Genomic DNA, 19,942 nt, shown 5'->3' with positions numbered 1-19,942 from the left:
ATCAAATACGCCGGGCGGCGTAACGCTTGAGCATGCTTGGCACATCGAGAATCAACGCGATGCGGCCGTCGCCGGTGATGGTGGCGCCGGACATGCCCGGGGTGCCCTGGAGCATCTTGCCCAACGGCTTGATGACCACTTCTTCCTGGCCCACCAACTGGTCGACGACAAAGCCGATCCGCTGGGTGCCCACCGAAAGGATCACCACGTGGCCTTCGCCTTGCTCGACGTGAGCAGCGGAGCTGACCAGCCAGCGCTTGAGGTAGAACAGCGGCAGCGCCTTGTCCCGCACGATGACCACTTCCTGGCCGTCGACCACGTTGGTGCGCGACAGGTCGAGGTGGAAAATCTCGTTGACGTTGACCAATGGGAAGGCGAAGGCCTGGTTGCCCAGCATCACCATGAGCGTCGGCATGATCGCCAGGGTCAACGGGACCTTGATGACGATCTTCGAGCCCTGGCCCTTGGTCGAGTAGATATTGATCGAACCGTTGAGCTGGGAAATCTTGGTTTTCACCACGTCCATGCCCACGCCACGGCCCGACACGTCGGAGATCTCGGTCTTGGTCGAGAAGCCCGGGGCGAAGATCAGGTTGTAGCACTCGGTGTCGCTCAGGCGGTCGGCGGCGTCCTTGTCCATCACACCGCGTTTCACCGCGATGGCACGCAGCACGTTCGGGTCCATGCCCTTGCCGTCGTCGGAGATCGACAGCAGGATGTGGTCGCCCTCCTGCTCAGCGGCCAGGATCACCTTGCCGCCACGGACCTTGCCCGAGGCTTCGCGTTCTTCCGGCGACTCGATGCCGTGGTCGACCGCGTTGCGCACCAAGTGGACCAGCGGGTCGGCCAGGGCCTCGACAAGGTTCTTGTCGAGGTCGGTCTCTTCACCCACCAGTTCCAGGTTGATTTCTTTCTTGAGCTGGCGAGCCAGGTCGCGAACCAGGCGCGGGAAGCGCCCGAAAACTTTCTTGATCGGCTGCATCCGGGTCTTCATGACCGCGGTTTGCAGGTCCGCCGTGACCACGTCAAGGTTCGACACGGCCTTGGACATGGCTTCGTCCTGGCTGTTGAGGCCCAGGCGCACCAGGCGGTTACGCACCAGCACCAGCTCGCCGACCATGTTCATGATCTCGTCCAGGCGCGCGGTATCGACCCGAACGGTGGTCTCGGCTTCGCTGGCCGGTTTTTCCGCTGGCGGCGCAGCCGCCGCAGCACGGGCAGGCGCCGGGGCGGCGGCAGGCTTGGCGGGCTCGGCCTTGGGCTCAGGTGCCTTGGCGGCGGGTTTAGGCGCGGCCTTGGCCGCTGGCGCAGCAGTGGCGGTGGTGCCGGCAGCAGGGGCAGCCGTGGCCTTCCCGACTTCTGTGAACTTGCCTTTGCCGTGCAGTTCGTCGAGCAGCGATTCGAATTCATGATCGCTGATCAGGTCGCTGCCAGCCGCGGCGGCAGCCGGCTTGGCTGGCGTCGGCGCGGAAGCGATGGCCGAATCCAGGGCGTCAACGGCAAAGGTGCCCTTGCCATGCAACTGGTCGAGCAAGGCTTCGAATTCGTCGTCGGTGATGTCCGAGCTGTCGCCCGCCGCTTTCGGGGCGGCCGGGGCTGCTGGCGGGACAACGGCATCTGGCGCGAACTGGCCCTTGCCGTGAAGCTGGTCGAGCAGCGACTCGAACTCGGCATCGGTGATTTCGTCGCTGCCAGCCCCATTGCTGGCCGGTGCAGCCGGCGCAACCTGAGCGGCCGGCGCTTCGGCCTGGGCCTTGACGGCACTCAGGGAGTCCAGCAACTGTTCAAATTCGTTATCGGTGATGTCGCCCGATTCCTCGGCGACCGGTTCTTCAACCACCGCCTCGGCAACCGGCGCGGCTTCGTCAGCCGATTGCGGCTCGGCCAGGCGTGCCAGCGCGGCGAGCAGCTCGGGGGTGGCTGGGGTAATCGGCGAGCGCTCACGCACTTCGCTGAACATGCTGTTGACCGCATCCAGCGCTTCGAGCACCACGTCCATCAATTCCGAATCAACGCGACGCTCACCCTTGCGCAGGATGTCGAACACGTTCTCGGCAATGTGACAGCACTCCACCAGCTCGTTGAGCTGGAGGAAGCCGGCGCCTCCTTTTACAGTGTGGAAACCGCGAAAAATTGCATTGAGCAGATCCGCATCATCAGGTCGGCTTTCCAGCTCGACCAGCTGTTCGGACAGTTGCTCTAGAATCTCGCCGGCCTCAACCAGGAAATCCTGAAGGATCTCTTCATCGGCGCCGAAGCTCATTAATGGCTGCTCCTAAAATAGGGCTAAATCAAAATCCAAGGCTGGACAGCAAATCGTCCACATCGTCCTGACCGGACATAACGTCTTCTCTTTTATCGGCATGAATTTGCGGACCTTCACCCTGAGAGAGATGTTTTTGTGGATCTTTTTCGGCAAGCATCGCTTCACGGTCGTGTTCGATGCCTGCAAAGCGGTCGACCTGGCTAGCCATCAGCACCAGTTTGAGCAGGTTGCTTTCCACTTCGGTGACCAGTTGGGTCACACGCTTGATCACCTGGCCGGTCAGGTCTTGATAGTCCTGGGCCAGCAGAATGTCGTTGAGGTTGCTGGCCACGGCGCGGTTTTCGCTGCTGCTGCGCGTCAGGAAACCGTCGACCCGACGGGCCAGCTCCCGAAATTCTTCAGCACCGACTTCGCGACGCATGAACCGGCCCCAGTCGGTGCTCAAGGCCTGGGCCTCTTCACTCAGGCCATTGACCAGCGGCGTAGCGCTTTCCACCAGGTCCATGGTGCGGTTGGCCGCCGCCTCGGTCAGCTTGACCACATAGCCCAGGCGCTCGGTGGCGTCGGTGATCTGCGAGACTTCCTCGGCCTGCGGCATGTGCGGGTCGATCTGGAAATTGACAATCGCGCTGTGCAGTTCACGCGTGAGCTTGCCCACTTCCTGATACAGACCACGGTCACGGGTCTGGTTGAGCTCATGGATCATTTGAACCGCATCGCCAAAGCGACCTTTTTCAAGGCTGTCGACCAGTTCGCGGGCATGTTTTTTCAGGGTCGATTCGAAATCGCCCATTGAAGATTCGTTGTCCATAGCTCCCCCGTGGCGCCGTTAACCGATGCGTTCGAAGATTTTTTCGATCTTCTCTTTCAACGCCTGGGCCGTGAAGGGCTTGACCACATAGCCGTTTACACCGGCCTGGGCCGCTTCGATGATCTGCTCGCGCTTGGCTTCGGCAGTCACCATCAGCACCGGGAGGTGCTTGAGTTTTTCGTCGGCGCGCACATGGCGCAGCAAGTCGATACCGGTCATGCCGGGCATGTTCCAGTCAGTCACCAGAAAGTCGATGCTCCCGCTGTTGAGGACCGGAATGGCTGTGACGCCATCATCCGCCTCGACCGTGTTGGTGAACCCAAGGTCACGCAACAGGTTTTTTATGATCCGCCGCATCGTTGAGAAGTCATCAACGATGAGGATTTTCATGTTCTTGTCCAATTCGACCTCCAAGCAGTCTTAAACGCGCCCAGCACCTGGACGCGCCATTTCAATCAATTCCGGCACAACACTCGACAACGGTCTGGAGCACAACGGATGGAAACTGACCCGGCAACGCCATGCCAGTCCCGCTCGCAGTGTCCCCACACTGCCTGTCAGCGCGCTCGCCACTCCCCCAAACGGCCCCGCAAGCGGGCCGCGCACTGGCTGTGTAACTGGCTGACCCGAGATTCGCTGACCCCCAGGACCTCACCGATTTCCTTGAGGTTCAGCTCTTCGTCGTAGTACAGCGCCAAGACCAGTCGCTCACGTTCCGGCAAATTGGCAATCGCATCCGCCAGCGCGCTCTGGAAACGTTCATCTTCCAGGTCACGTGACGGCTCCATGTGAGCACTCGCGTTATCCTCATGCAGCCCTTCGTGCTCGCCGTCCTGCAAGAGGTCGTCGAAGCTGAACAGGCGACTGCCCAAGGTATCGTTCAAAATCCCGTAATAATCATCGAGACTCAACTGGAGTTCGGCCGCAACCTCGTGATCTTTAGCGTCACGCCCAGTTTTAGCTTCGATTGCCCGAATCGCGTCACTGACCATGCGGGTATTGCGGTGCACCGAACGCGGCGCCCAATCACCCTTGCGGACTTCATCGAGCATCGCCCCACGAATGCGAATACCGGCATAGGTCTCGAAACTGGCGCCCTTGCTGGCGTCGTATTTGTTCGACACTTCAAGCAGGCCGATCATGCCGGCCTGGATCAAATCCTCGACCTGGACACTGGCTGGCAACCGCGCCAGCAAGTGATAGGCGATACGCTTGACCAGTGGCGCATAACGCTCGATCAATTCGTATTGGGCGTCCCGTGCCGATTTTTTGTAGAGATGGTTGTAACCGCTGGCTGTCATAACACGGGCCCTGCTGTTTGTTGCACAAGACGCTCGACGAAAAACTCCAGATGCCCGCGGGGGTTGGCCGGTAGTGGCCAGGTATCGACCTTCTGGGCGATCGCCTTGAACGCCAGCGCGCATTTGGAACGTGGAAAGGCTTCATAAACGGCACGTTGCTTCTGGACGGCCTTGCGCACGCTTTCGTCGTAAGGCACTGCACCGACGTATTGTAGGGCGACGTCCAGAAAGCGATCGGTGACCTTCGTCAATTTGGCGAACAGGTTGCGTCCTTCCTGCGGGCTCTGGGCCATGTTGGCCAGGACGCGGAAGCGGTTCATGCCATAGTCGCGGTTAAGCAGTTTGATCAGGGCATAGGCGTCGGTGATGGACGTCGGTTCGTCGCAGACCACCAGCAGCACTTCCTGGGCGGCGCGCACGAAACTGACGACCGAGTCGCCGATGCCGGCCGCGGTGTCGATCACCAGCACATCGAGGTTGTCGCCGATGTCGCTGAACGCCTGGATCAGGCCCGCGTGCTGCGCCGGGGTCAGGTGAACCATGCTCTGGGTGCCGGAGGCAGCCGGCACGATGCGAATCCCGCCCGGCCCCTGCAACAGCACGTCGCGCAGTTCGCAACGGCCTTCGATCACGTCCGCCAGGGTGCGTTTGGGGGTAAGCCCCAACAACACGTCGACGTTCGCCAGGCCCAGGTCGGCGTCCAGCAGCATGACCCGTCGGCCAAGCTCTGCCAGAGCCAGGGACAAGTTCACTGACACGTTAGTCTTCCCGACGCCACCTTTGCCGCCGGTCACCGCGATCACCTGTACGGGATGCATGCTGCCCATGTTCGTTCTTTACCTTGTCTTCTTAGACGGAGGCCACATTACTGGCTGCGCGTTCGCATACGGAACAATGCATGGCAGACCATCGATGTAGGTACAAAAAATATTCATGATTACCTCAGCCGACCTGCTTGGTCGGGCTGTGGTAGATGTCAGCGAACATGTCAGCCATGGCTTCCTCGCTGGGTTCTTCCTGCATTTGCACACTTACGGCACGACTGACCAATTGATGACGGCGCGGCAGATGCAAATCATCCGGGATCCGCGGCCCATCGGTCAGGTAGGCCACCGGCAGTTCATGACCGATCGCCAGGCTCAACACCTCGCCCAGGCTTGCCGTTTCGTCCAGCTTAGTCAGGATGCAGCCGGCCAGCCCGCAGCGTTTGTAGCTGTGATATGCGGCGGTTAGAACCTGTTTTTGGCTGGTGGTTGCCAACACGAGATAATTTTTTGACTTGATACCGCGTCCGGCCAGGCTTTCGAGCTGCATGCGCAGGGCCGGATCGCTGGCTTGCAGGCCGGCGGTATCGATCAGCACGACGCGTTTGCGCAGCAGCGGCTCCAGCGCCTGGGCCAGGGATTGGCCCGGATCCACATGGGTCACCGACACATTGAGGATGCGGCCCAGGGTCTTGAGTTGTTCCTGGGCACCGATACGGAAACTGTCCATGCTTACCAGGGCGATGCTCTGGGCGCCGTACTTGAGTACATAACGGGCGGCGAGCTTGGCCAGGGTGGTGGTCTTGCCCATGCCGGCAGGACCGACCATGGCAATGACCCCGCCCTCTTCCAGCGGCTCGACTTCCGGCGTGGCAATCATGCGTGCCAGGTGCGCCAGCAACATGCGCCAGGCTTGGCGCGGCTCTTCGATACCATTGATCAGCGCCAGCAGGTCGCGGGACAACGGGCCGGACAGGCCGATGCGTTGCAGGCGACGCCACAGGTTGGCCTGGGCCGGACGGCTGCCTTGCAGCTGGTTCCAGGCCAGGGAGCCGAGCTGGACTTCCATCAGCTCGCGCAGGCTGTTGAGTTCGAAGCGCATCGAGTCCAGGGCGCGCGGGTCAAGCCCACGGGCTGGCGCGGCAGGTGCCGGCTCTGGACGACGCGGTTCGGCCTGGACCTGTTCCATCAGCGGTTCGGCGGCGGTCAACGGCAGGCCGGCGGTCAGCGGTTGACCGGCGAACAATTGACGATTGATGCCCGGCGCACCTTCGCCTTCGCTGCTGCGCAGGCTCAGTTCGGCCTGGGCGCTGGCGATGCGCGATTGAGTCTTGCGCAGCTCATCTTCAAGTTCCATGTTCGGAACCCGTGGCGCCAGCGCCGACAATTTGTAATCCAGGGCCGCCGTCAGCTCGACACCGCCGGCGATACGACGGTTGCCAATGATGGCTGCTTCAGCGCCCAGCTCGTCACGAACCAGTTTCATGGCCTGACGCATGTCTGCGGCGAAAAAACGCTTCACTTGCATAAACCACTACCTCAGCCGTTGGGCCCTACTGTCGCAACGATGGTCACTTGCTTGTTGTCCGGTATTTCCTGGTACGCCAGCACATGCAGCCCCGGGACCGCGAGGCGTCCGAATCGCGAGAGCATCGCGCGAATCGGACCGGCCACCAGCAGGATCACCGGTTGGCCTTGCATCTCTTGCCGCTGGGCTGCCTCGATCAGCGAACGCTGCAGCTTCTCGGCCATGCTTGGCTCCAGCAGAACACCCTCTTCCGAGCCTTGTCCTGCCTTCTGCAGACTATTGAGCAATATCTGTTCCAACCTTGGCTCCAAGGTGATAACAGGCAGCTCAGACTCAGTGCCTACAATGCTTTGGACGATTGCACGGGATACGCCGACCCGAACCGCGGCCACCAGGGCGGCGGTATCTTGACTCTTGGACGCGTTGTTGGCGATGGCTTCGGCAATACTGCGTATGTCGCGCACGGGCACTTGTTCGGCCAACAACGCTTGCAGCACCTTGAGCAACTGCGACAACGAAACCACGCCCGGCACCAACTCTTCAGCCAGCTTCGGCGAGCCTTTGGCCAGTACTTGCAGGAGTTGCTGGACTTCTTCGTGGCCAATCAACTCGCTGGAGTGCTTGTACAGAATCTGGTTCAAGTGGGTCGCCACCACGGTACTGGCGTCCACCACGGTGTAGCCGAGGGACTGGGCCTGGGCCCGCTGACTGATTTCGATCCACACCGCCTCCAGGCCAAAAGCCGGATCCTTGGCGGTGATGCCGTTGAGGCTGCCGTAGACCTGGCCAGGGTTGATCGCCAGCTCGCGGTCGGGGTAGATCTCGGCTTCGGCCAGGATCACGCCCATCAGTGTCAGACGATAGGCGCTCGGCGCCAGGTCGAGGTTGTCGCGGATGTGCACAGTGGGCATCAAGAAGCCCAGGTCCTGGGAGAGCTTCTTGCGCACCCCCTTGATCCGCGCCAGCAACTGACCACCCTGGTTGCGGTCGACCAAAGGAATCAGGCGATAACCGACTTCCAGGCCGATCATGTCGATTGGCGTCACGTCATCCCAGCCCAATTCCTTGGTTTCCATGGCGCGGGCCGGCGACGGCAGCAGTTCCTGCTGGCGCTTGACCTCTTGCAGGGCCTGGACTTTCTGCACGTTCTGCTTCTTCCAGAACAGGTAGGCACCGCCAGCCGCCAGGGCCGCCATGCTCAGGAAGGAAAAATGCGGCATGCCGGGCACCAGGCCCATCACGGCCATCAGGCCGGCGGCAACAGCCAGGGCCTTGGGCGAGGCGAACATCTGCCGGTTGATCTGCTTGCCCATGTCCTCGGAGCCCGAAGCGCGGGTCACCATGATCGCGGCGGCTGTGGATAACAGCAGTGATGGCAATTGCGCCACCAAACCGTCACCGATGGTCAACAAGGCGTAGACCTTGCCGGCGTCACCGAAGGTCATGCCATGCTGGAAGATGCCGACGGCCATGCCGCCGATCAGGTTGATGAACAGAATCAACAGGCCGGCGATGGCGTCACCGCGCACGAATTTACTGGCACCGTCCATGGAACCGTAGAACTCGGCTTCCTGGGCCACTTCCAGGCGGCGCAGCTTGGCCTGGCTCTGGTCGATCAGGCCGGCGTTGAGGTCAGCGTCGATCGCCATCTGCTTGCCGGGCATCGCATCGAGGGTGAAACGCGCGCTCACCTCGGAAATCCGCCCGGCGCCCTTGGTCACCACGACGAAGTTGATGATCATCAAGATGGCGAAGACCACGATACCGACCACGTAGTTACCACCGATCACCACCTCACCGAAGGCCTGGATCACCTTACCGGCGGCGGCGTGGCCTTCCTGGCCGTGGAGCATGACCACACGGGTCGATGCCACGTTCAGCGCCAGGCGCATCAACGTCGCCACCAACAGGATGGTCGGGAATACGGCAAAATCCAGCGGCCGCAGGGCGTAGACGCACACCAGCAGCACCACGATCGACAGGGCGATGTTGAACGTGAAGAACACGTCCAGCAGGAACGGCGGCACTGGCAGCATCATCATGGCGAGCATGACCAGCAGCAAGATTGGCACACCCAGATTGCCCCTGCTGAGGTCGGCTACATTGCTGCGCGCGGTGCTGAGTAACTGAGAGCGATCCACCAATAATCCCCGTGCCTGTGAAGCAAACTTTTGACGCCCGGAGGGGGCGCAGGCGGGGTATTGCAAGAAGCCTTCCAACTTTTGTCGGAGGCTGGAATAGAGCGGCTGACGCACATCCAACCCTGTGGGAGCGAGCCTGCTCGCGATGGCGATTTGTCAGTCAATATCTGTATCGACTGGATCATTGCAATCGCGAGCAAGCTCGCTCCCACAGGGTCATGCTGTTCACCTAAGGCAAACGACGAACCTGTGGCGAGGGAGCTTGCTCCCGCTGGGTCGCGAAGCGGCCCCGAAACAAGTCGAATACGAAACATCAGACACACCTGTTATCGCGGTCGCTGCGCAACCGAGCGGGAGCAAGCTCCCTCGCCACGGGGCCTGGCGCTTTCCAGGCAAACCTAACAGTTCTGCTAGTTCCCCCTTTGCACCCCAACCCCGATAATCCAACGGAGCCTCACCCAAACGGAGCGTCGACCATGTCAGCCACGCACCTCTGCACTTACCGCTATGACCCTCTGGATCGCCTCACCTGCCACACCGTGATGACTCACGCGCCTGTCCAGCGGTTTTATTGCAAGTCTCGCCTGACGACAGAAATCGAAGGGGCCATCAGCCGGTCAATTGTCCAACATGGCGATCAATTGCTGGCCCAGAGCGAAACCCAAGGCAGCGCAAAGCAAGCGACATTGTTAGCGACCGATCAGCAACGCTCGGTATTGCATGCCGTTTCCTCCAATGAAAGGCAGTCCCATGCCTATTCGCCTTATGGCAATCGAACTATCGGCAACGGTTTTTTGAGCCTGCTCGGCTTCAATGGAGAACGACCGGACCCGGTGATCGGGCATTATTTGCTGGGGAATGGTTATCGGGCGTTCAATCCGGTTTTGATGCGGTTTAATAGTTCGGAAAAATTGAGTCCGTTTGGCAAGGGCGGGATAAACTCTTATGCATATTGTTCAGGTGATCCAATAAACAGGAGCGACCCGAACGGAAGGATGGGGATCAGTTCTCTCTGGCGTTGGGTGAGCGCGGCTCTTTTTCCTGCTCGCCCGAGAATTCACTTAAGCGGGCCCGAGGTCGTATTTAATTTAAGGGGGGCCGAGATTGTAATCAATAAGTTCTCCCTCCCTCCAAAAGGTTATTATGTATTTAAAACAACTATCCAACGTCCATGGCCGACGGCGGAGGGAATTCAAACAATACATAAAAAAACCATACTATCCACCCTCCCGCAAAGACTTGAAGAAGCGAGCTTTTCAATCCTTCCGAATACTTTCGATCCACGTAAATATACGCGCCTCTTCCAGAACAAGATTGACCATCTCTCCCGAGTCAATTTTTTTAATTACTTGCAGGATAGGAAAACAGTAACCCGTCTTCGAACCCCCGGAATGCCAGATACGGGCATAGTCAATCTTATGCTATCCCTAAGCGAAGCGAGCAAGGTACGAGGAATCAATATGTTTGCGCTGGAAAAGTGGAAGATGGAAATTAGACGTAGTGAATATTATTATTCCCTCAGTGACTTCGACAGCGATGGTAAATGGGAATCGGACTTTTTAGCGCCCCTCGGTCTTCGCCTCGGGTTCGAATAAGCCTCCACTGAAACCCCATCAAACATCCCGCCGCAAATCCGGCGGAATCGGCAAATCCTTGAGCGGTTCGGGACGCTTGCCCTTGCCGGCGCGGTGCTGGCGGATCTGGTAGACGTAGGCCAAGACCTGCGCAACAGCCAAATACAGGCCCCCAGGGATTTCCTGGTCGAGTTCGGTGGAATAGTAGATTGATCGCGCCAACGCCGGGGATTCGAGCAGCATCACTTCGTTGGCGACGGCGATTTCACGGATCTTCAGCGCCAGGAAGTCATTGCCCTTGGCCAGCAACACGGGAGCGTTGCCTTTTTCGGGGTCGTACTTGAGGGCGACGGCGTAGTGGGTCGGGTTGGTGATGACCACGTCGGCGTCAGGGATCGCCGCCATCATCCGCCGCTGGGAGACCTCGCGCTGCAACTGACGAATGCGCTGCTTGACCTCCGGCTTGCCTTCCGCATCCTTGTGCTCGTCGCGCACTTCCTGCTTGGTCATCAACAGCTTTTGCTTGCTCTGATAGAGTTGGATCGGCACGTCGATGGCGGCAATCAGGATCAAGCCGCAGGCCATCCACAATGTGCTCCAGCCCACTAACTGCACACTGTGGATAATGGCCTGTTCCAGCGGTTCGTGAGCAATGCGCAGCAGATCGTCGATGTCGGCCTGCAACACCGTCAGCGCAACGAACAGAACCAGCAGGAACTTCCCGAATGCCTTGAGCAACTCCATCAGCGCCGTGGTGGAAAACATGCGCTTGAGGCCGGCGGCCGGATTCATCCGGCTGAACTTGGGGGCCAGGCTTCCGGCGGCGAACAGCCAGCCGCCCAGGGAAATCGGGCCGATCACCGCAGCCAGCAACAGGCAGATCAGGATCGGCTGCACCGCCAGGATCGCGATCTTGCCCGAGTGCAGCAGATGCTGGGCCATGGACCCCGGAGAGAGCAGTACTTCGCGAGGCAGGGAGAAATTCAGGCGCATGATTTCCAGCAGGTCCAAGGCCAACCCGCCGCCATAAATCAACAACCCACCCGCTCCTGCCAGCATCACCGCCAGCGTATTGAGTTCCTTGGAGCGGGCAATCTCGCCCTTTTCCCGGGACTCGCGCAGGCGCTTTTCCGTGGGGTCTTCTGTCTTGTCCTGACCACTCTCGCTCTCGGCCATGGTTCAGCGCGCCTGTGCCATGTCACGTAAAAGCTGCAAGGCCTGGGTGGCCAGCGGCTGATACTGGTTGAGGATATCCCCCAGGCTGACCCAGAAGATCACCATGCCCAGCACCAGGGTCAGAGGGAAACCAATGGAGAAGATATTCAGTTGCGGCGCCGCGCGAGTCATTACGCCAAACGCGATGTTGACCACCAGCAACGCGGTGATCGCTGGCAATACCAGCACCATCGCGGCACCCATGACCCAGCCGAGCTTGCCAGCGATTTCCCAGAAGTGATTGATCAGGAACGCACTGCCCACCGGCATGGTGGTAAAGCTCTCGGTCAAGACCTCGAACACCACCAGATGCCCGTTCATGGCGAGGAACAACAGGGTCACCAGCATCGTCAGGAACTGGCCGATCACCGCGGTGTTGACGCCGTTGGTGGGGTCGATCATGGACGCGAAGGCCATGCCCATCTGGATCGAAATGATTTGCCCGGCCACCACAAAGGCCTGGAAAAACAGCTGCAACGAGAACCCCATCAAGGCACCGATGAGAATCTGCTCGGCCACCAGCATCAGCGCGCTGAGGTCCAGGGCATTGACCGGCGGCATCGGTGGCAGCCCGGGCGCGATAACCACCGTGATCGCCAGGGCGAAGTACAAACGCACCCGAGTTGGCACCAGTGTCGTGCCGAAGATCGGCATGCTCATCAGCACCGCGGTGACGCGAAACAGCGGCAGGATGAACGATGCCACCCACGTGCTGATCTGGGTGTCCGTCAGCTCGAGCATCGACATGGGGTCAGCCGATCAACTGCGGAATACTGCCGTACAACTGCAGGATGTATTCCATGAAGGTCTGTACCATCCAGGGGCCGGCGACGATCAACGTCACCAGCATCACCAGCAGGCGCGGCAGGAAGCTCAAGGTCTGTTCGTTGATCTGGGTCGCGGCCTGGAACATCGCCACCAGCAAGCCCACCAGCAGGCTGGGGATCACCAGGATGGCAACCATCGAAGCCGTCAGCCAGAGCGCTTCACGAAACAGGTCTACCGCTACTTCAGGCGTCATATCGTCCTACCCGCAAAAGAGGCCTAAACACCGCCGAAACTGCCCGCCAGGGTACCGATGATCAGCGCCCAGCCATCCACCAATACAAACAGCATGATCTTGAACGGCAGGGAAATGATCAGCGGCGAGAGCATCATCATACCCATGGCCATCAGTACGCTGGCGACCACCAGGTCGATGATCAGGAACGGGATGAAAATCATGAAACCGATCTGGAACGCGGTCTTCAGCTCGGACGTCACGAACGCCGGCACCAGGATGGTCAGCGGTGCCTGGTCGGCACTCGGGATGTCGGTGCGCTTGGACAGGCGCATGAACAATTCCAAGTCACTGCTGCGAGTCTGGGCCAGCATGAAGTCCTTGATCGGCACCTGGGCCTTGGCCACGGCATCCTGGGCGCTGAGTTGTTCCGCCAGGTAAGGCTGCAGCGCATCCCGGTTCACCCGGTCGAACACGGGCGCCATGATGAACATGGTCAGGAACAGCGCCATGCCGGTGAGGATCTGGTTCGAAGGGGTCTGTTGCAGGCCCAGGGCCTGGCGCAGGATCGAAAAGACAATGATGATCCGGGTGAAGCTGGTCATCAGCATGACGAACGCCGGAATGAAACTCAGCGCGGTCATGATCAGCAGGATCTGCAAGCTGACCGAATATTCCTGGGCCCCTTCGGCGTTGGTTCCCAGGGTGATCGCCGGGATCGACAGCGGGTCCGCGGCGAACGCCAACGGTGCGGCCAGCATCAGGGCCAATGCCAACAGAATGCGCAACGGCATTACTTTTTATCCTTCTGGTCTTTCCCCAGCAGCTCCATGAGGCGCTGGGCAAATTCGGGGCTGGCCGACTCGGTGGAGGGTACCTGTACCGGCTCCTTGAGGACGTGCAACGCAGTGATGGTGCCCGGGCTCAGGCCCAGCAGGATCTGCTCGTTGCCGACCTGCACCAGCACCAGCCGGTCGCGCGGCCCGAGCGCACGGGAACCGACGATGTCGATGACCTGGCCCTTGCCCGCAGGCCCCGCCTGTTGCACGCGCCGCAACAGCCAAGCGAGAAAGAAGATCAAGCCCAGCACCAGCAGCAAGCCGAGCACCAGTTGCGCCAGTTGCCCGGCGATACCCGTGCCCGACGCTGGCGCAACGGCCGCCGTGGCAACCGGTTCGGCCGCCAGCACGCTCAAGGGCAGCATCGACGCTGCGGCGAGGAAACCTTTCACTCAGCGCAGCTTCTTGATGCGTTCGCTCGGGCTGATCACGTCCGTCAGGCGAATGCCGAACTTCTCGTTGACCACCACCACTTCGCCATGGGCGATCAAGGTGCCGTTGACCAGCACGTCAAGCGGCTCGCCGGCCAGGCGGTCCAGCTCGATCACCGAGCCCTGGTTGAGCTGCAGCAGGTTGCGGATGTTGATATCGGTGCTGCCCACTTCCATGGAGATGGACACCGGAATGTCGAGGATCACGTCCAGGTTCGGCCCGTCCAGCGTCACCTGTTCATTGCTCTTGGGCACGCTGCCAAACTCTTCCATCGGCAAGCGATTGGAGCCGTGGTTACCGCTATCGGCGGCCAGCAAGGCATCGATGTCAGCCTGCCCGGCATCGCCGGTTTCTTCCAGGGCCGCGGCCCATTCGTCGGCCAGCGCCTGGTCATCCTGGGTGTTCATATCGTTAGCCATCATTTGTCCTCGGCGGGCAAAAATCAGTTAGAAACGCAAACTTAAAAATTCGACACCGCTCAGCGGCGTTCGATCGGCTCGATCACCTGCAACGCCAGGTTGCCTTTGTGAGAGCCCATCTTGACCTTGAAGGCCGGTACGCCATTGGCGCGCATGATCATTTCGTCGGGCATCTCGACCGGAATGATGTCACCCGGCTGCATGTGCAAGATGTCCCGCAGGCGCAGTTGGCGCCGGGCGACCGTCGCGCCGATCGGCACATCGACGTCGAGCACGTCCTGGCGCAAGGCGTTGATCCAGCGCTCGTCCTGGTCGTCGAGGTCCGACTGGAAACCGGCGTCGAGCATTTCCCGCACCGGCTCGATCATCGAATACGGCATGGTCACGTGCAGGTCGCCGCCACCGCCATCGAGTTCGATGTGGAAGGTCGAGACCACGATGGCTTCGCTCGGCCCGACGATGTTGGCCATGGCCGGGTTCACTTCCGAGTTGATGTACTCGAAGTTCACTTCCATGATCGCCTGCCAGGCTTCCTTCAAATCGATGAAGGCCTGCTCCAGCACCATGCGCACCACTCGCAGCTCGGTCGGGGTGAATTCGCGACCTTCGATCTTGGCGTGACGACCGTCGCCGCCGAAGAAGTTGTCCACCAGCTTGAACACCAGTTTGGCGTCGAGGATGAACAACGCAGTGCCGCGCAACGGCTTGATCTTCACCAGGTTGAGGCTGGTGGGCACGTACAGCGAATGCACGTACTCGCCGAACTTCATCACCTGCACGCCACCCACGGCCACATCGGCCGAGCGACGCAGCATGTTGAACATGCTGATGCGGGTGTACCGGGCGAAACGCTCGTTAATCATTTCCAGGGTCGGCATGCGTCCGCGAACGATGCGATCCTGGCTGGTCAGGTCGTAGCTTTTGACGCTGCCCGGTTCAGCAGCGTTTTCGGTCTGTACCAGACCGTCGTCGACACCATGCAACAGCGCATCGATTTCGTCCTGGGACAGCAGGTCCTGCACGGCCATGTCGTGTTCCTACTGCAATACGAAGTTAGTGAAGAGCAACTGTTCGATCACCACTTTGCCGAGCTCTTTCTGAGCCACTTCCTGCACGCTGGCCGTGGCTTTCTGGCGCAGCATTTCCTGGCCGACGGGGGTGGCCAGGGTATCGAAACTCTGTCCGGAAAACAGCATCACCAGGTTGTTGCGAATCAACGGCATGTGCACCCGAAGCGCTTCCAGGTCAGCCTGGTTGCGACCCTGCAAAGTAATGCTGACCTGCATGTAGCGTTGGCGACCGTTCACGGTGTAGTTGGCCACGAAGGCCGGCGCCATCGGTTCGAAAATCGCCGGCTGCTTGCCCACTGGCGCGACTTCGGCCGCTGCCGCCGCCGGCTTGCTTTGAGCGCTGTGCATGAAATACCAGGTTGCCCCCACGGACACGCCGATCGCCAGGAGCAAACCCACCACGATCATGATGATCAGCTTGAGTTTGCCTTTGGTTGCAGGGTCTTTTACAGCTGCTGCTTCGCTCTTCGCCATGCCAATAATCCGTCACTAATCGGGGTTTTCACTGTTGCACGGCAAGGCTGGAGCAAGTGTTATGCCAGAAGTGTCGGTACTCAGGATGACGGGGCAGATGCGATCTACAGAACCCATAAAAACCAATGTGGGAGCGAGCTTGCTCGCGATAGCGGCGGTGGACCAGCCCCTGCAAGGGTGACTGACCATCCGCTATCGCGAGCAAGCTCGCTCCCACAGGGGTGAGCCGCGTTGGATCAGGCGTAGTAGTCGACCGCGCTGGTGCCGATGACGCTGGTCGTGCTGGCGGCCACTTCAGCGATGCCGGCGGGAGCGGCTTCATCCGCGGCATCCACCGGCCCACCTGAAGATGTCGAACGCCCCGCCCGGGCCTGCTGCTGGGCTTGCTGCTCCTGGTTCTGCGAACCACGGGATTGGTCCGACACGCTGACGTCGACCTGGCCCATGCCCTGCTGGGCAAAACTGTCCCGCAGGCGATGCATCTGGCCTTCGAGGGCTTCGCGAACGCCGGAGTGGGCGCTCATGAAGGTGACCTGGGTCTGCTGGTCCGGCACCATGCTCACCCGGATATCCAGGCGCCCGAGTTCGGCGGGCTGCAATTGGATGTCGGCCGCCTTGAGATTGACGCTGGAAAGGTACATCACCCGGTTCACCACCTCTTCGGTCCAACCGCTCTGGTTCATCGCGATAGGTTGATTGACCGGCACCGCGTTGGCGGTTTTGGGCGTGGCGGCCTGGGTCAGTGCAGCCAGGCGGTTGGCGAAATCGTCTACGCGGGTGTCACTGGACGCGGCGCTCAAGTCCTTGAGACCCTCGCTGATCAAGCCGCCGAAGGCCTTGTCGCCACCCTGGCTGCCGGACTCGGTGCTGTTCTGGTCGGCTTGCACGCTGAGCATGCTGGCCATGCCGGCGGCGAAGGTCTGCGCCGAAGTCGGCTCGCCGTCGAGCGACGCCGGGGCAGCGCTCTTGGGCTGTGCCTGGCTGCTGGCGGAAACATGACCGCTCTGCTCCATCGCCAAGCGCAAGGCGGGCAATGCGTCGAGCGGATCGGCTTGTGGGTCGAAGGCTGGATCGACGACCGGAACCGCAGGTTGGGCCGGCGCGGCCAATGGGACAACCGGTGCCGCGACCGCAGTCGTTACCTGAGCCTCAGCCGGGACCACCACGGGGGCAGGTTCGGCCGGGGCTGTCGCGACTGGCACCGCCATGTCCGTCAGCGCGCCTGGGTCGAGGCTCGGATCGACCGGTGCCGCATCAGCCACCGGCGCTTCAGCCGCGTCGGCATCGTTATCGCTGGCCGCTTTGTCGTCGGTGCTAGCCGCTTTGTCCGCGGGCAAGGGTTTGCCGCTATCGGCAACCGTCGGTTCCGGGGCGGCAGGGTTTTCGTTGCCGGCGTCTTTTTTGACGGTGTTGTCAGCGGCCTTGTCGCGCGCCGGTTTCACCACGGGCTCAGGGGCCGCCGCTGCTTTGGCAGGCGCCTGCTTGGCGAAGACTTGAGCGAAGCTGGAGGCTCTATCCCCGAGGTCCGGGGCCGCTGCCGGTGAATTGACGGCGGCCTGGGGCTTGGCCTGGACGGAGGCCTGAAGCAATGAATTAGGGGTGACGGGCATAAAAAGGTCTCCGCTGCACTGGAATCATAGGTACAGTCGAGACTAGGCAATGCAAGGCACGGGCCAACGTTTTACCCGACCGTCAAATCTCAGCAGTGGAAACCTTCACGCTCTTCCCGGCACAGCTTGCGGACATGGGCAAATTCGCTGTCGATTTCGTTGACCAGGTTTTCGATGCCGCCCAAGGACGGCTGCTTGGCACGCTGTTCCAGCTCGCCGCACAACTCGGCCAGGCGAATGGCGCCCATGTTGCTGCTGCTGCCCTTGAAGCTGTGGGCGGTGGCGCTCAGTTTTTCAGCGTCCCGTGCTTCATGCAGCACGCGCAAGCGAGCCTCGGAGTCGTTGAGAAACGTATCCAGCAACTCCGGATACCCCTCCTCCATGACTTCCTTCAACGTGCTAAGCACGTCGCGGTCCAGATGAATCTCGTTCACTTGTTCGCTCCCTGATCAAGAATGGCCCCAATTATGCCAGAGCCTCCCAGAAAAACTCCACGCGCGCACTACGACCATCGTCTGACCAACTGGCCTGGTGGCTCAGTTGGCGAACCAGGCTCACGCCGCGTCCCGACAATCGATCACTGTCCACGGGCCGTGCCAGCACCCGGGCGACATCGAACCCTTCGCCACTGTCTTCGACTTCGATGGCCAGGCGACCGCCCTCGCCGTTTGGCGAAACGTGCAAGTGCACCCGCACGTAACCGTCGCTCAACTCATCCAGGCGTGTATTGCGCTCCCTGTAGTAGCGGGCGAAACCCGCTGCATCACGCTTGAGACTCGAATCGAGGCCCAGCACCCCGTGATCCAGGGCATTGGAGTAGAGCTCCGACATGACGCTGTAAAGGGCGCCGCTCTGCGCCCTGAGCCCATGCACCTCCAGCAGCAATTGCAACAGGTAGGGCATCGGGTTGAAGCGCTTGAGCGTCTGCGCACGGAACTCGAAGCTCACCGACCAATCCAGCGGGCTGGACTGGCCGCTATCGGAATAGACCGGTGGTGGCGGATTGAGTTGCGTCGGAGCGACCAGCCGCACCTCGACCATGCTGAAGTCGTCACGGGCCTCACCACGAAAATCCAGCAGCGCCTGCTGGATATCCTCGAAAAGACGGTCGGGCTCACGGTTGGCCGAAAATACCTGCTGCAACCGCTCCACGCCAAACGGCTGGTCGTCGCGGTCACTGGTCTCGATGACACCATCGGACAGCAGGAACACCCGATCCCCCAGCGACATCGGATGCACTTCGGTGCGGTCATCGAACAACTGCGGGGTGAGCACGCCCAATGGCAAGTGCCGCGCCGGCAAAGGCGTGCGCACGCCGCTGAGGCTGTCATGCAGGTAACCATCGGGCATGCCGCCGTTCCAGATCTCCACCGTACAGCGCTGGAAGCTCAGGCATAACAGTGTCGCGCAGCAGAACATATCCACTGGCAGGATGCGTTTGAGCTTGGCATTCATCTCCCGCAGGATTTGCGCCAGCCCATAGCCCTTGGCCGTCATCCCGTAGAACACTTCCGCCAGGGGCATCGCGCCGACCGCCGCCGGCAGGCCATGCCCGGTGAAATCCCCCAACAGGATGTGCATGTCGCCGGCCGGGTTGAACGCGGCCAGCAGCAGGTCGCCGTTGAACAAGGCGTAGGGTGATTGCAAATAACGGATGTTCGGCGCGCTCAGGCAACCGGAGTGGGCGATCTTGTCGAACACGGCCTTGGCGACCCGTTGTTCGTTGAGCAGGTAATCATGGTGCCGGGCGATCTGGTCGCGCTGCTCCACCACCGTGGCCTGCAACCGGCGCAAGCGGTCCATGGCCTTGATCTTGGCCGTCAGGATCACTTGGTTGTAGGGTTTTGCCAGGAAATCGTCGCCGCCTGCTTCCAGACAACGGGCCAGGGCTTCGCTCTCAGTCAGCGAGGTGAGGAAAATGATCGGGACCAACTGGTCCCCGGCCAACTGTTTGATTTTCTGCGCCGCTTCGAAGCCGTCCATCACCGGCATCATCGCATCCATCAGCACCAGGTGCGGACGCTGTTGCAGATAGACATCGACCGCTTCGGCGCCATCGGCCGCCGTGAGCACATGATGGCCCTGGCGGCGGACAATGGTCGACAGCAGCAGTCGATCAGCGGCGCTGTCTTCGGCAATCAGGACCGTCAGTGGCTCCGACGACGATTGCATGGCGATCAACTGATGTCGAACAGCTTGTCGAAATTGGAGATCGCGAGGATTTTCTTGACGTCGCTGCTGCTGTTGACGACGCGGATATCCGACTGGTCGCCACCGGCATGATCGCGCAACAGCAGGAGCATGCCCAAGGCGGAACTGTCGAGGTAAGTGGCTTCTTTCAAATCCACCACGATGGAGTCAGGTTTCTTGTGGAGCCGCTCATAGGACTCACGAAACTCCTGATGCCGCCCGAAATCGAATCGACCCTTGATCGAGATCGTCAGCTTATGCCCATCGGGGGATACTTCGGTAACGACTGACATGATCGGCTTCCTTGT

General features: G+C 60.6%; 20 protein-coding genes. 1 reads left to right on the top strand and 19 read right to left on the bottom strand.

The window, feature by feature from the left end:
• Position 1: 1 nt before the first annotated feature.
• The 7 genes from ACLH0I_RS08905 to flhA form a co-directional block, all read right to left on the bottom strand.
• Positions 2–2,263: a chemotaxis protein CheA gene (locus tag ACLH0I_RS08905; protein ID WP_411386826.1), complete on the bottom strand. Its 2,262-nt coding sequence runs from the start codon at positions 2,261–2,263 to the stop codon at positions 2–4.
• Between the two features lie 28 nt (positions 2,264–2,291).
• Complete coding sequence (locus ACLH0I_RS08900; protein ID WP_207966032.1) at positions 2,292–3,077, bottom strand: protein phosphatase CheZ; 786 nt, start codon at positions 3,075–3,077, stop codon at positions 2,292–2,294.
• A gap of 18 nt (positions 3,078–3,095) precedes the next feature.
• Positions 3,096–3,467 (bottom strand): chemotaxis response regulator CheY, encoded by a 372-nt coding sequence (locus tag ACLH0I_RS08895; protein ID WP_064378627.1) that lies wholly within the window; start codon positions 3,465–3,467, stop codon positions 3,096–3,098.
• A 167-nt stretch (positions 3,468–3,634) separates the two neighbouring features.
• Positions 3,635–4,378 (bottom strand): RNA polymerase sigma factor FliA, encoded by a 744-nt coding sequence (gene fliA / locus ACLH0I_RS08890; protein WP_014337177.1) that lies wholly within the window; start codon positions 4,376–4,378, stop codon positions 3,635–3,637.
• Positions 4,375–5,205, bottom strand: a complete 831-nt coding sequence (fleN, locus tag ACLH0I_RS08885; RefSeq protein ID WP_003184001.1) for a flagellar synthesis regulator FleN — start codon at positions 5,203–5,205, stop codon at positions 4,375–4,377. Before fleN ends, fliA begins: the two co-directional genes overlap by 4 nt.
• A gap of 115 nt (positions 5,206–5,320) precedes the next feature.
• Positions 5,321–6,670, bottom strand: a complete 1,350-nt coding sequence (gene flhF, locus ACLH0I_RS08880) for a flagellar biosynthesis protein FlhF (RefSeq protein WP_411386825.1) — start codon at positions 6,668–6,670, stop codon at positions 5,321–5,323.
• Positions 6,671–6,681: 11 nt separating this feature from the next.
• A complete protein-coding gene (gene flhA, locus ACLH0I_RS08875) occupies positions 6,682–8,811 on the bottom strand; it encodes a flagellar biosynthesis protein FlhA (protein ID WP_411386824.1) in 2,130 nt (709 codons plus the stop codon).
• Positions 8,812–9,287: 476 nt separating this feature from the next.
• On the opposite strand from flhA, the gene ACLH0I_RS08870 reads away from it, so the two are divergent.
• Positions 9,288–10,406, top strand: coding sequence for an RHS repeat-associated core domain-containing protein (locus tag ACLH0I_RS08870; protein WP_411386823.1), 1,119 nt, complete (start codon positions 9,288–9,290; stop codon positions 10,404–10,406).
• Between the two features lie 18 nt (positions 10,407–10,424).
• Here the strand turns inward: ACLH0I_RS08870 and flhB are convergent, their stop codons facing one another.
• The 12 genes from flhB to ACLH0I_RS08810 form a co-directional block, all read right to left on the bottom strand.
• Positions 10,425–11,561, bottom strand: a complete 1,137-nt coding sequence (flhB, locus tag ACLH0I_RS08865; RefSeq protein WP_411386822.1) for a flagellar biosynthesis protein FlhB — start codon at positions 11,559–11,561, stop codon at positions 10,425–10,427.
• 3 nt (positions 11,562–11,564) lie between these two features.
• The gene (fliR, locus tag ACLH0I_RS08860) at positions 11,565–12,347 is read right to left on the bottom strand and encodes a flagellar biosynthetic protein FliR (protein WP_411386821.1); all 783 of its coding nucleotides are present in this window, start codon (positions 12,345–12,347) and stop codon (positions 11,565–11,567) included.
• A 4-nt stretch (positions 12,348–12,351) separates the two neighbouring features.
• Positions 12,352–12,621, bottom strand: a complete 270-nt coding sequence (gene fliQ, locus ACLH0I_RS08855; RefSeq protein ID WP_250961941.1) for a flagellar biosynthesis protein FliQ — start codon at positions 12,619–12,621, stop codon at positions 12,352–12,354.
• A 23-nt stretch (positions 12,622–12,644) separates the two neighbouring features.
• Positions 12,645–13,394 (bottom strand): flagellar type III secretion system pore protein FliP, encoded by a 750-nt coding sequence (gene fliP, locus ACLH0I_RS08850; protein ID WP_186704677.1) that lies wholly within the window; start codon positions 13,392–13,394, stop codon positions 12,645–12,647.
• Entirely contained in the window at positions 13,394–13,831 is a 438-nt protein-coding gene (fliO, locus tag ACLH0I_RS08845) for a flagellar biosynthetic protein FliO (RefSeq protein ID WP_411386820.1), read from the bottom strand. The genes fliP and fliO overlap by 1 nt, the downstream gene beginning before the upstream one ends.
• Positions 13,832–14,290, bottom strand: coding sequence for a flagellar motor switch protein FliN (gene fliN, locus ACLH0I_RS08840; RefSeq protein WP_053120289.1), 459 nt, complete (start codon positions 14,288–14,290; stop codon positions 13,832–13,834).
• Between the two features lie 59 nt (positions 14,291–14,349).
• Positions 14,350–15,318, bottom strand: a complete 969-nt coding sequence (gene fliM / locus ACLH0I_RS08835) for a flagellar motor switch protein FliM (RefSeq protein WP_186704675.1) — start codon at positions 15,316–15,318, stop codon at positions 14,350–14,352.
• 9 nt (positions 15,319–15,327) lie between these two features.
• A complete protein-coding gene (fliL, locus tag ACLH0I_RS08830) occupies positions 15,328–15,834 on the bottom strand; it encodes a flagellar basal body-associated protein FliL (RefSeq protein ID WP_186704674.1) in 507 nt (168 codons plus the stop codon).
• Positions 15,835–16,070: 236 nt separating this feature from the next.
• The gene (locus tag ACLH0I_RS08825; RefSeq protein ID WP_411386819.1) at positions 16,071–17,444 is read right to left on the bottom strand and encodes a flagellar hook-length control protein FliK; all 1,374 of its coding nucleotides are present in this window, start codon (positions 17,442–17,444) and stop codon (positions 16,071–16,073) included.
• Between the two features lie 89 nt (positions 17,445–17,533).
• Positions 17,534–17,878 carry an Hpt domain-containing protein gene (locus tag ACLH0I_RS08820; RefSeq protein WP_186728619.1) on the bottom strand — a complete coding sequence of 115 codons (345 nt, stop codon included), beginning with the start codon at positions 17,876–17,878 and terminating at the stop codon, positions 17,534–17,536.
• Positions 17,879–17,909: 31 nt separating this feature from the next.
• A complete protein-coding gene (locus tag ACLH0I_RS08815; protein ID WP_250961946.1) occupies positions 17,910–19,616 on the bottom strand; it encodes a fused response regulator/phosphatase in 1,707 nt (568 codons plus the stop codon).
• A gap of 5 nt (positions 19,617–19,621) precedes the next feature.
• On the bottom strand, positions 19,622–19,927 hold the full coding sequence (locus ACLH0I_RS08810) for an STAS domain-containing protein (RefSeq protein ID WP_186704670.1): 306 nt from the start codon (positions 19,925–19,927) through the stop codon (positions 19,622–19,624).
• Between the last annotated feature and the right edge of the window lie 15 nt (positions 19,928–19,942).

Source organism: Pseudomonas sp. MPB03 (genome assembly GCF_046605385.1).
Lineage (GTDB): Bacteria > Pseudomonadota > Gammaproteobacteria > Pseudomonadales > Pseudomonadaceae > Aquipseudomonas > Aquipseudomonas zanjanensis.
Note: the sequence above shows the minus strand (reverse complement) of the source record. Positions and strands in the feature narration are given on the sequence as shown.

What these genes read in the sequence shown, in the direction of transcription:
- ACLH0I_RS08900 (WP_207966032.1), bottom strand. Translation starts at nt 3,077, where the DNA reads ATGGACAACGAATCTTCAATGGGCGATTTCGAATCGACCCTGAAAAAA.
- flhF (WP_411386825.1), bottom strand. Translation starts at nt 6,670, where the DNA reads ATGCAAGTGAAGCGTTTTTTCGCCGCAGACATGCGTCAGGCCATGAAA.
- ACLH0I_RS08870 (WP_411386823.1), top strand. Translation starts at nt 9,288, where the DNA reads ATGTCAGCCACGCACCTCTGCACTTACCGCTATGACCCTCTGGATCGC.
- fliN (WP_053120289.1), bottom strand. Translation starts at nt 14,290, where the DNA reads ATGGCTAACGATATGAACACCCAGGATGACCAGGCGCTGGCCGACGAA.
- ACLH0I_RS08895 (WP_064378627.1), bottom strand. Translation starts at nt 3,467, where the DNA reads ATGAAAATCCTCATCGTTGATGACTTCTCAACGATGCGGCGGATCATA.
- ACLH0I_RS08815 (WP_250961946.1), bottom strand. Translation starts at nt 19,616, where the DNA reads ATGCAATCGTCGTCGGAGCCACTGACGGTCCTGATTGCCGAAGACAGC.
- fliQ (WP_250961941.1), bottom strand. Translation starts at nt 12,621, where the DNA reads ATGACGCCTGAAGTAGCGGTAGACCTGTTTCGTGAAGCGCTCTGGCTG.
- ACLH0I_RS08825 (WP_411386819.1), bottom strand. Translation starts at nt 17,444, where the DNA reads ATGCCCGTCACCCCTAATTCATTGCTTCAGGCCTCCGTCCAGGCCAAG.
- ACLH0I_RS08810 (WP_186704670.1), bottom strand. Translation starts at nt 19,927, where the DNA reads ATGTCAGTCGTTACCGAAGTATCCCCCGATGGGCATAAGCTGACGATC.
- ACLH0I_RS08905 (WP_411386826.1), bottom strand. Translation starts at nt 2,263, where the DNA reads ATGAGCTTCGGCGCCGATGAAGAGATCCTTCAGGATTTCCTGGTTGAG.
- flhB (WP_411386822.1), bottom strand. Translation starts at nt 11,561, where the DNA reads ATGGCCGAGAGCGAGAGTGGTCAGGACAAGACAGAAGACCCCACGGAA.
- fleN (WP_003184001.1), bottom strand. Translation starts at nt 5,205, where the DNA reads ATGGGCAGCATGCATCCCGTACAGGTGATCGCGGTGACCGGCGGCAAA.
- fliA (WP_014337177.1), bottom strand. Translation starts at nt 4,378, where the DNA reads ATGACAGCCAGCGGTTACAACCATCTCTACAAAAAATCGGCACGGGAC.
- fliR (WP_411386821.1), bottom strand. Translation starts at nt 12,347, where the DNA reads ATGTCGATGCTCGAGCTGACGGACACCCAGATCAGCACGTGGGTGGCA.
- fliP (WP_186704677.1), bottom strand. Translation starts at nt 13,394, where the DNA reads ATGCCGTTGCGCATTCTGTTGGCATTGGCCCTGATGCTGGCCGCACCG.
- fliM (WP_186704675.1), bottom strand. Translation starts at nt 15,318, where the DNA reads ATGGCCGTGCAGGACCTGCTGTCCCAGGACGAAATCGATGCGCTGTTG.
- fliL (WP_186704674.1), bottom strand. Translation starts at nt 15,834, where the DNA reads ATGGCGAAGAGCGAAGCAGCAGCTGTAAAAGACCCTGCAACCAAAGGC.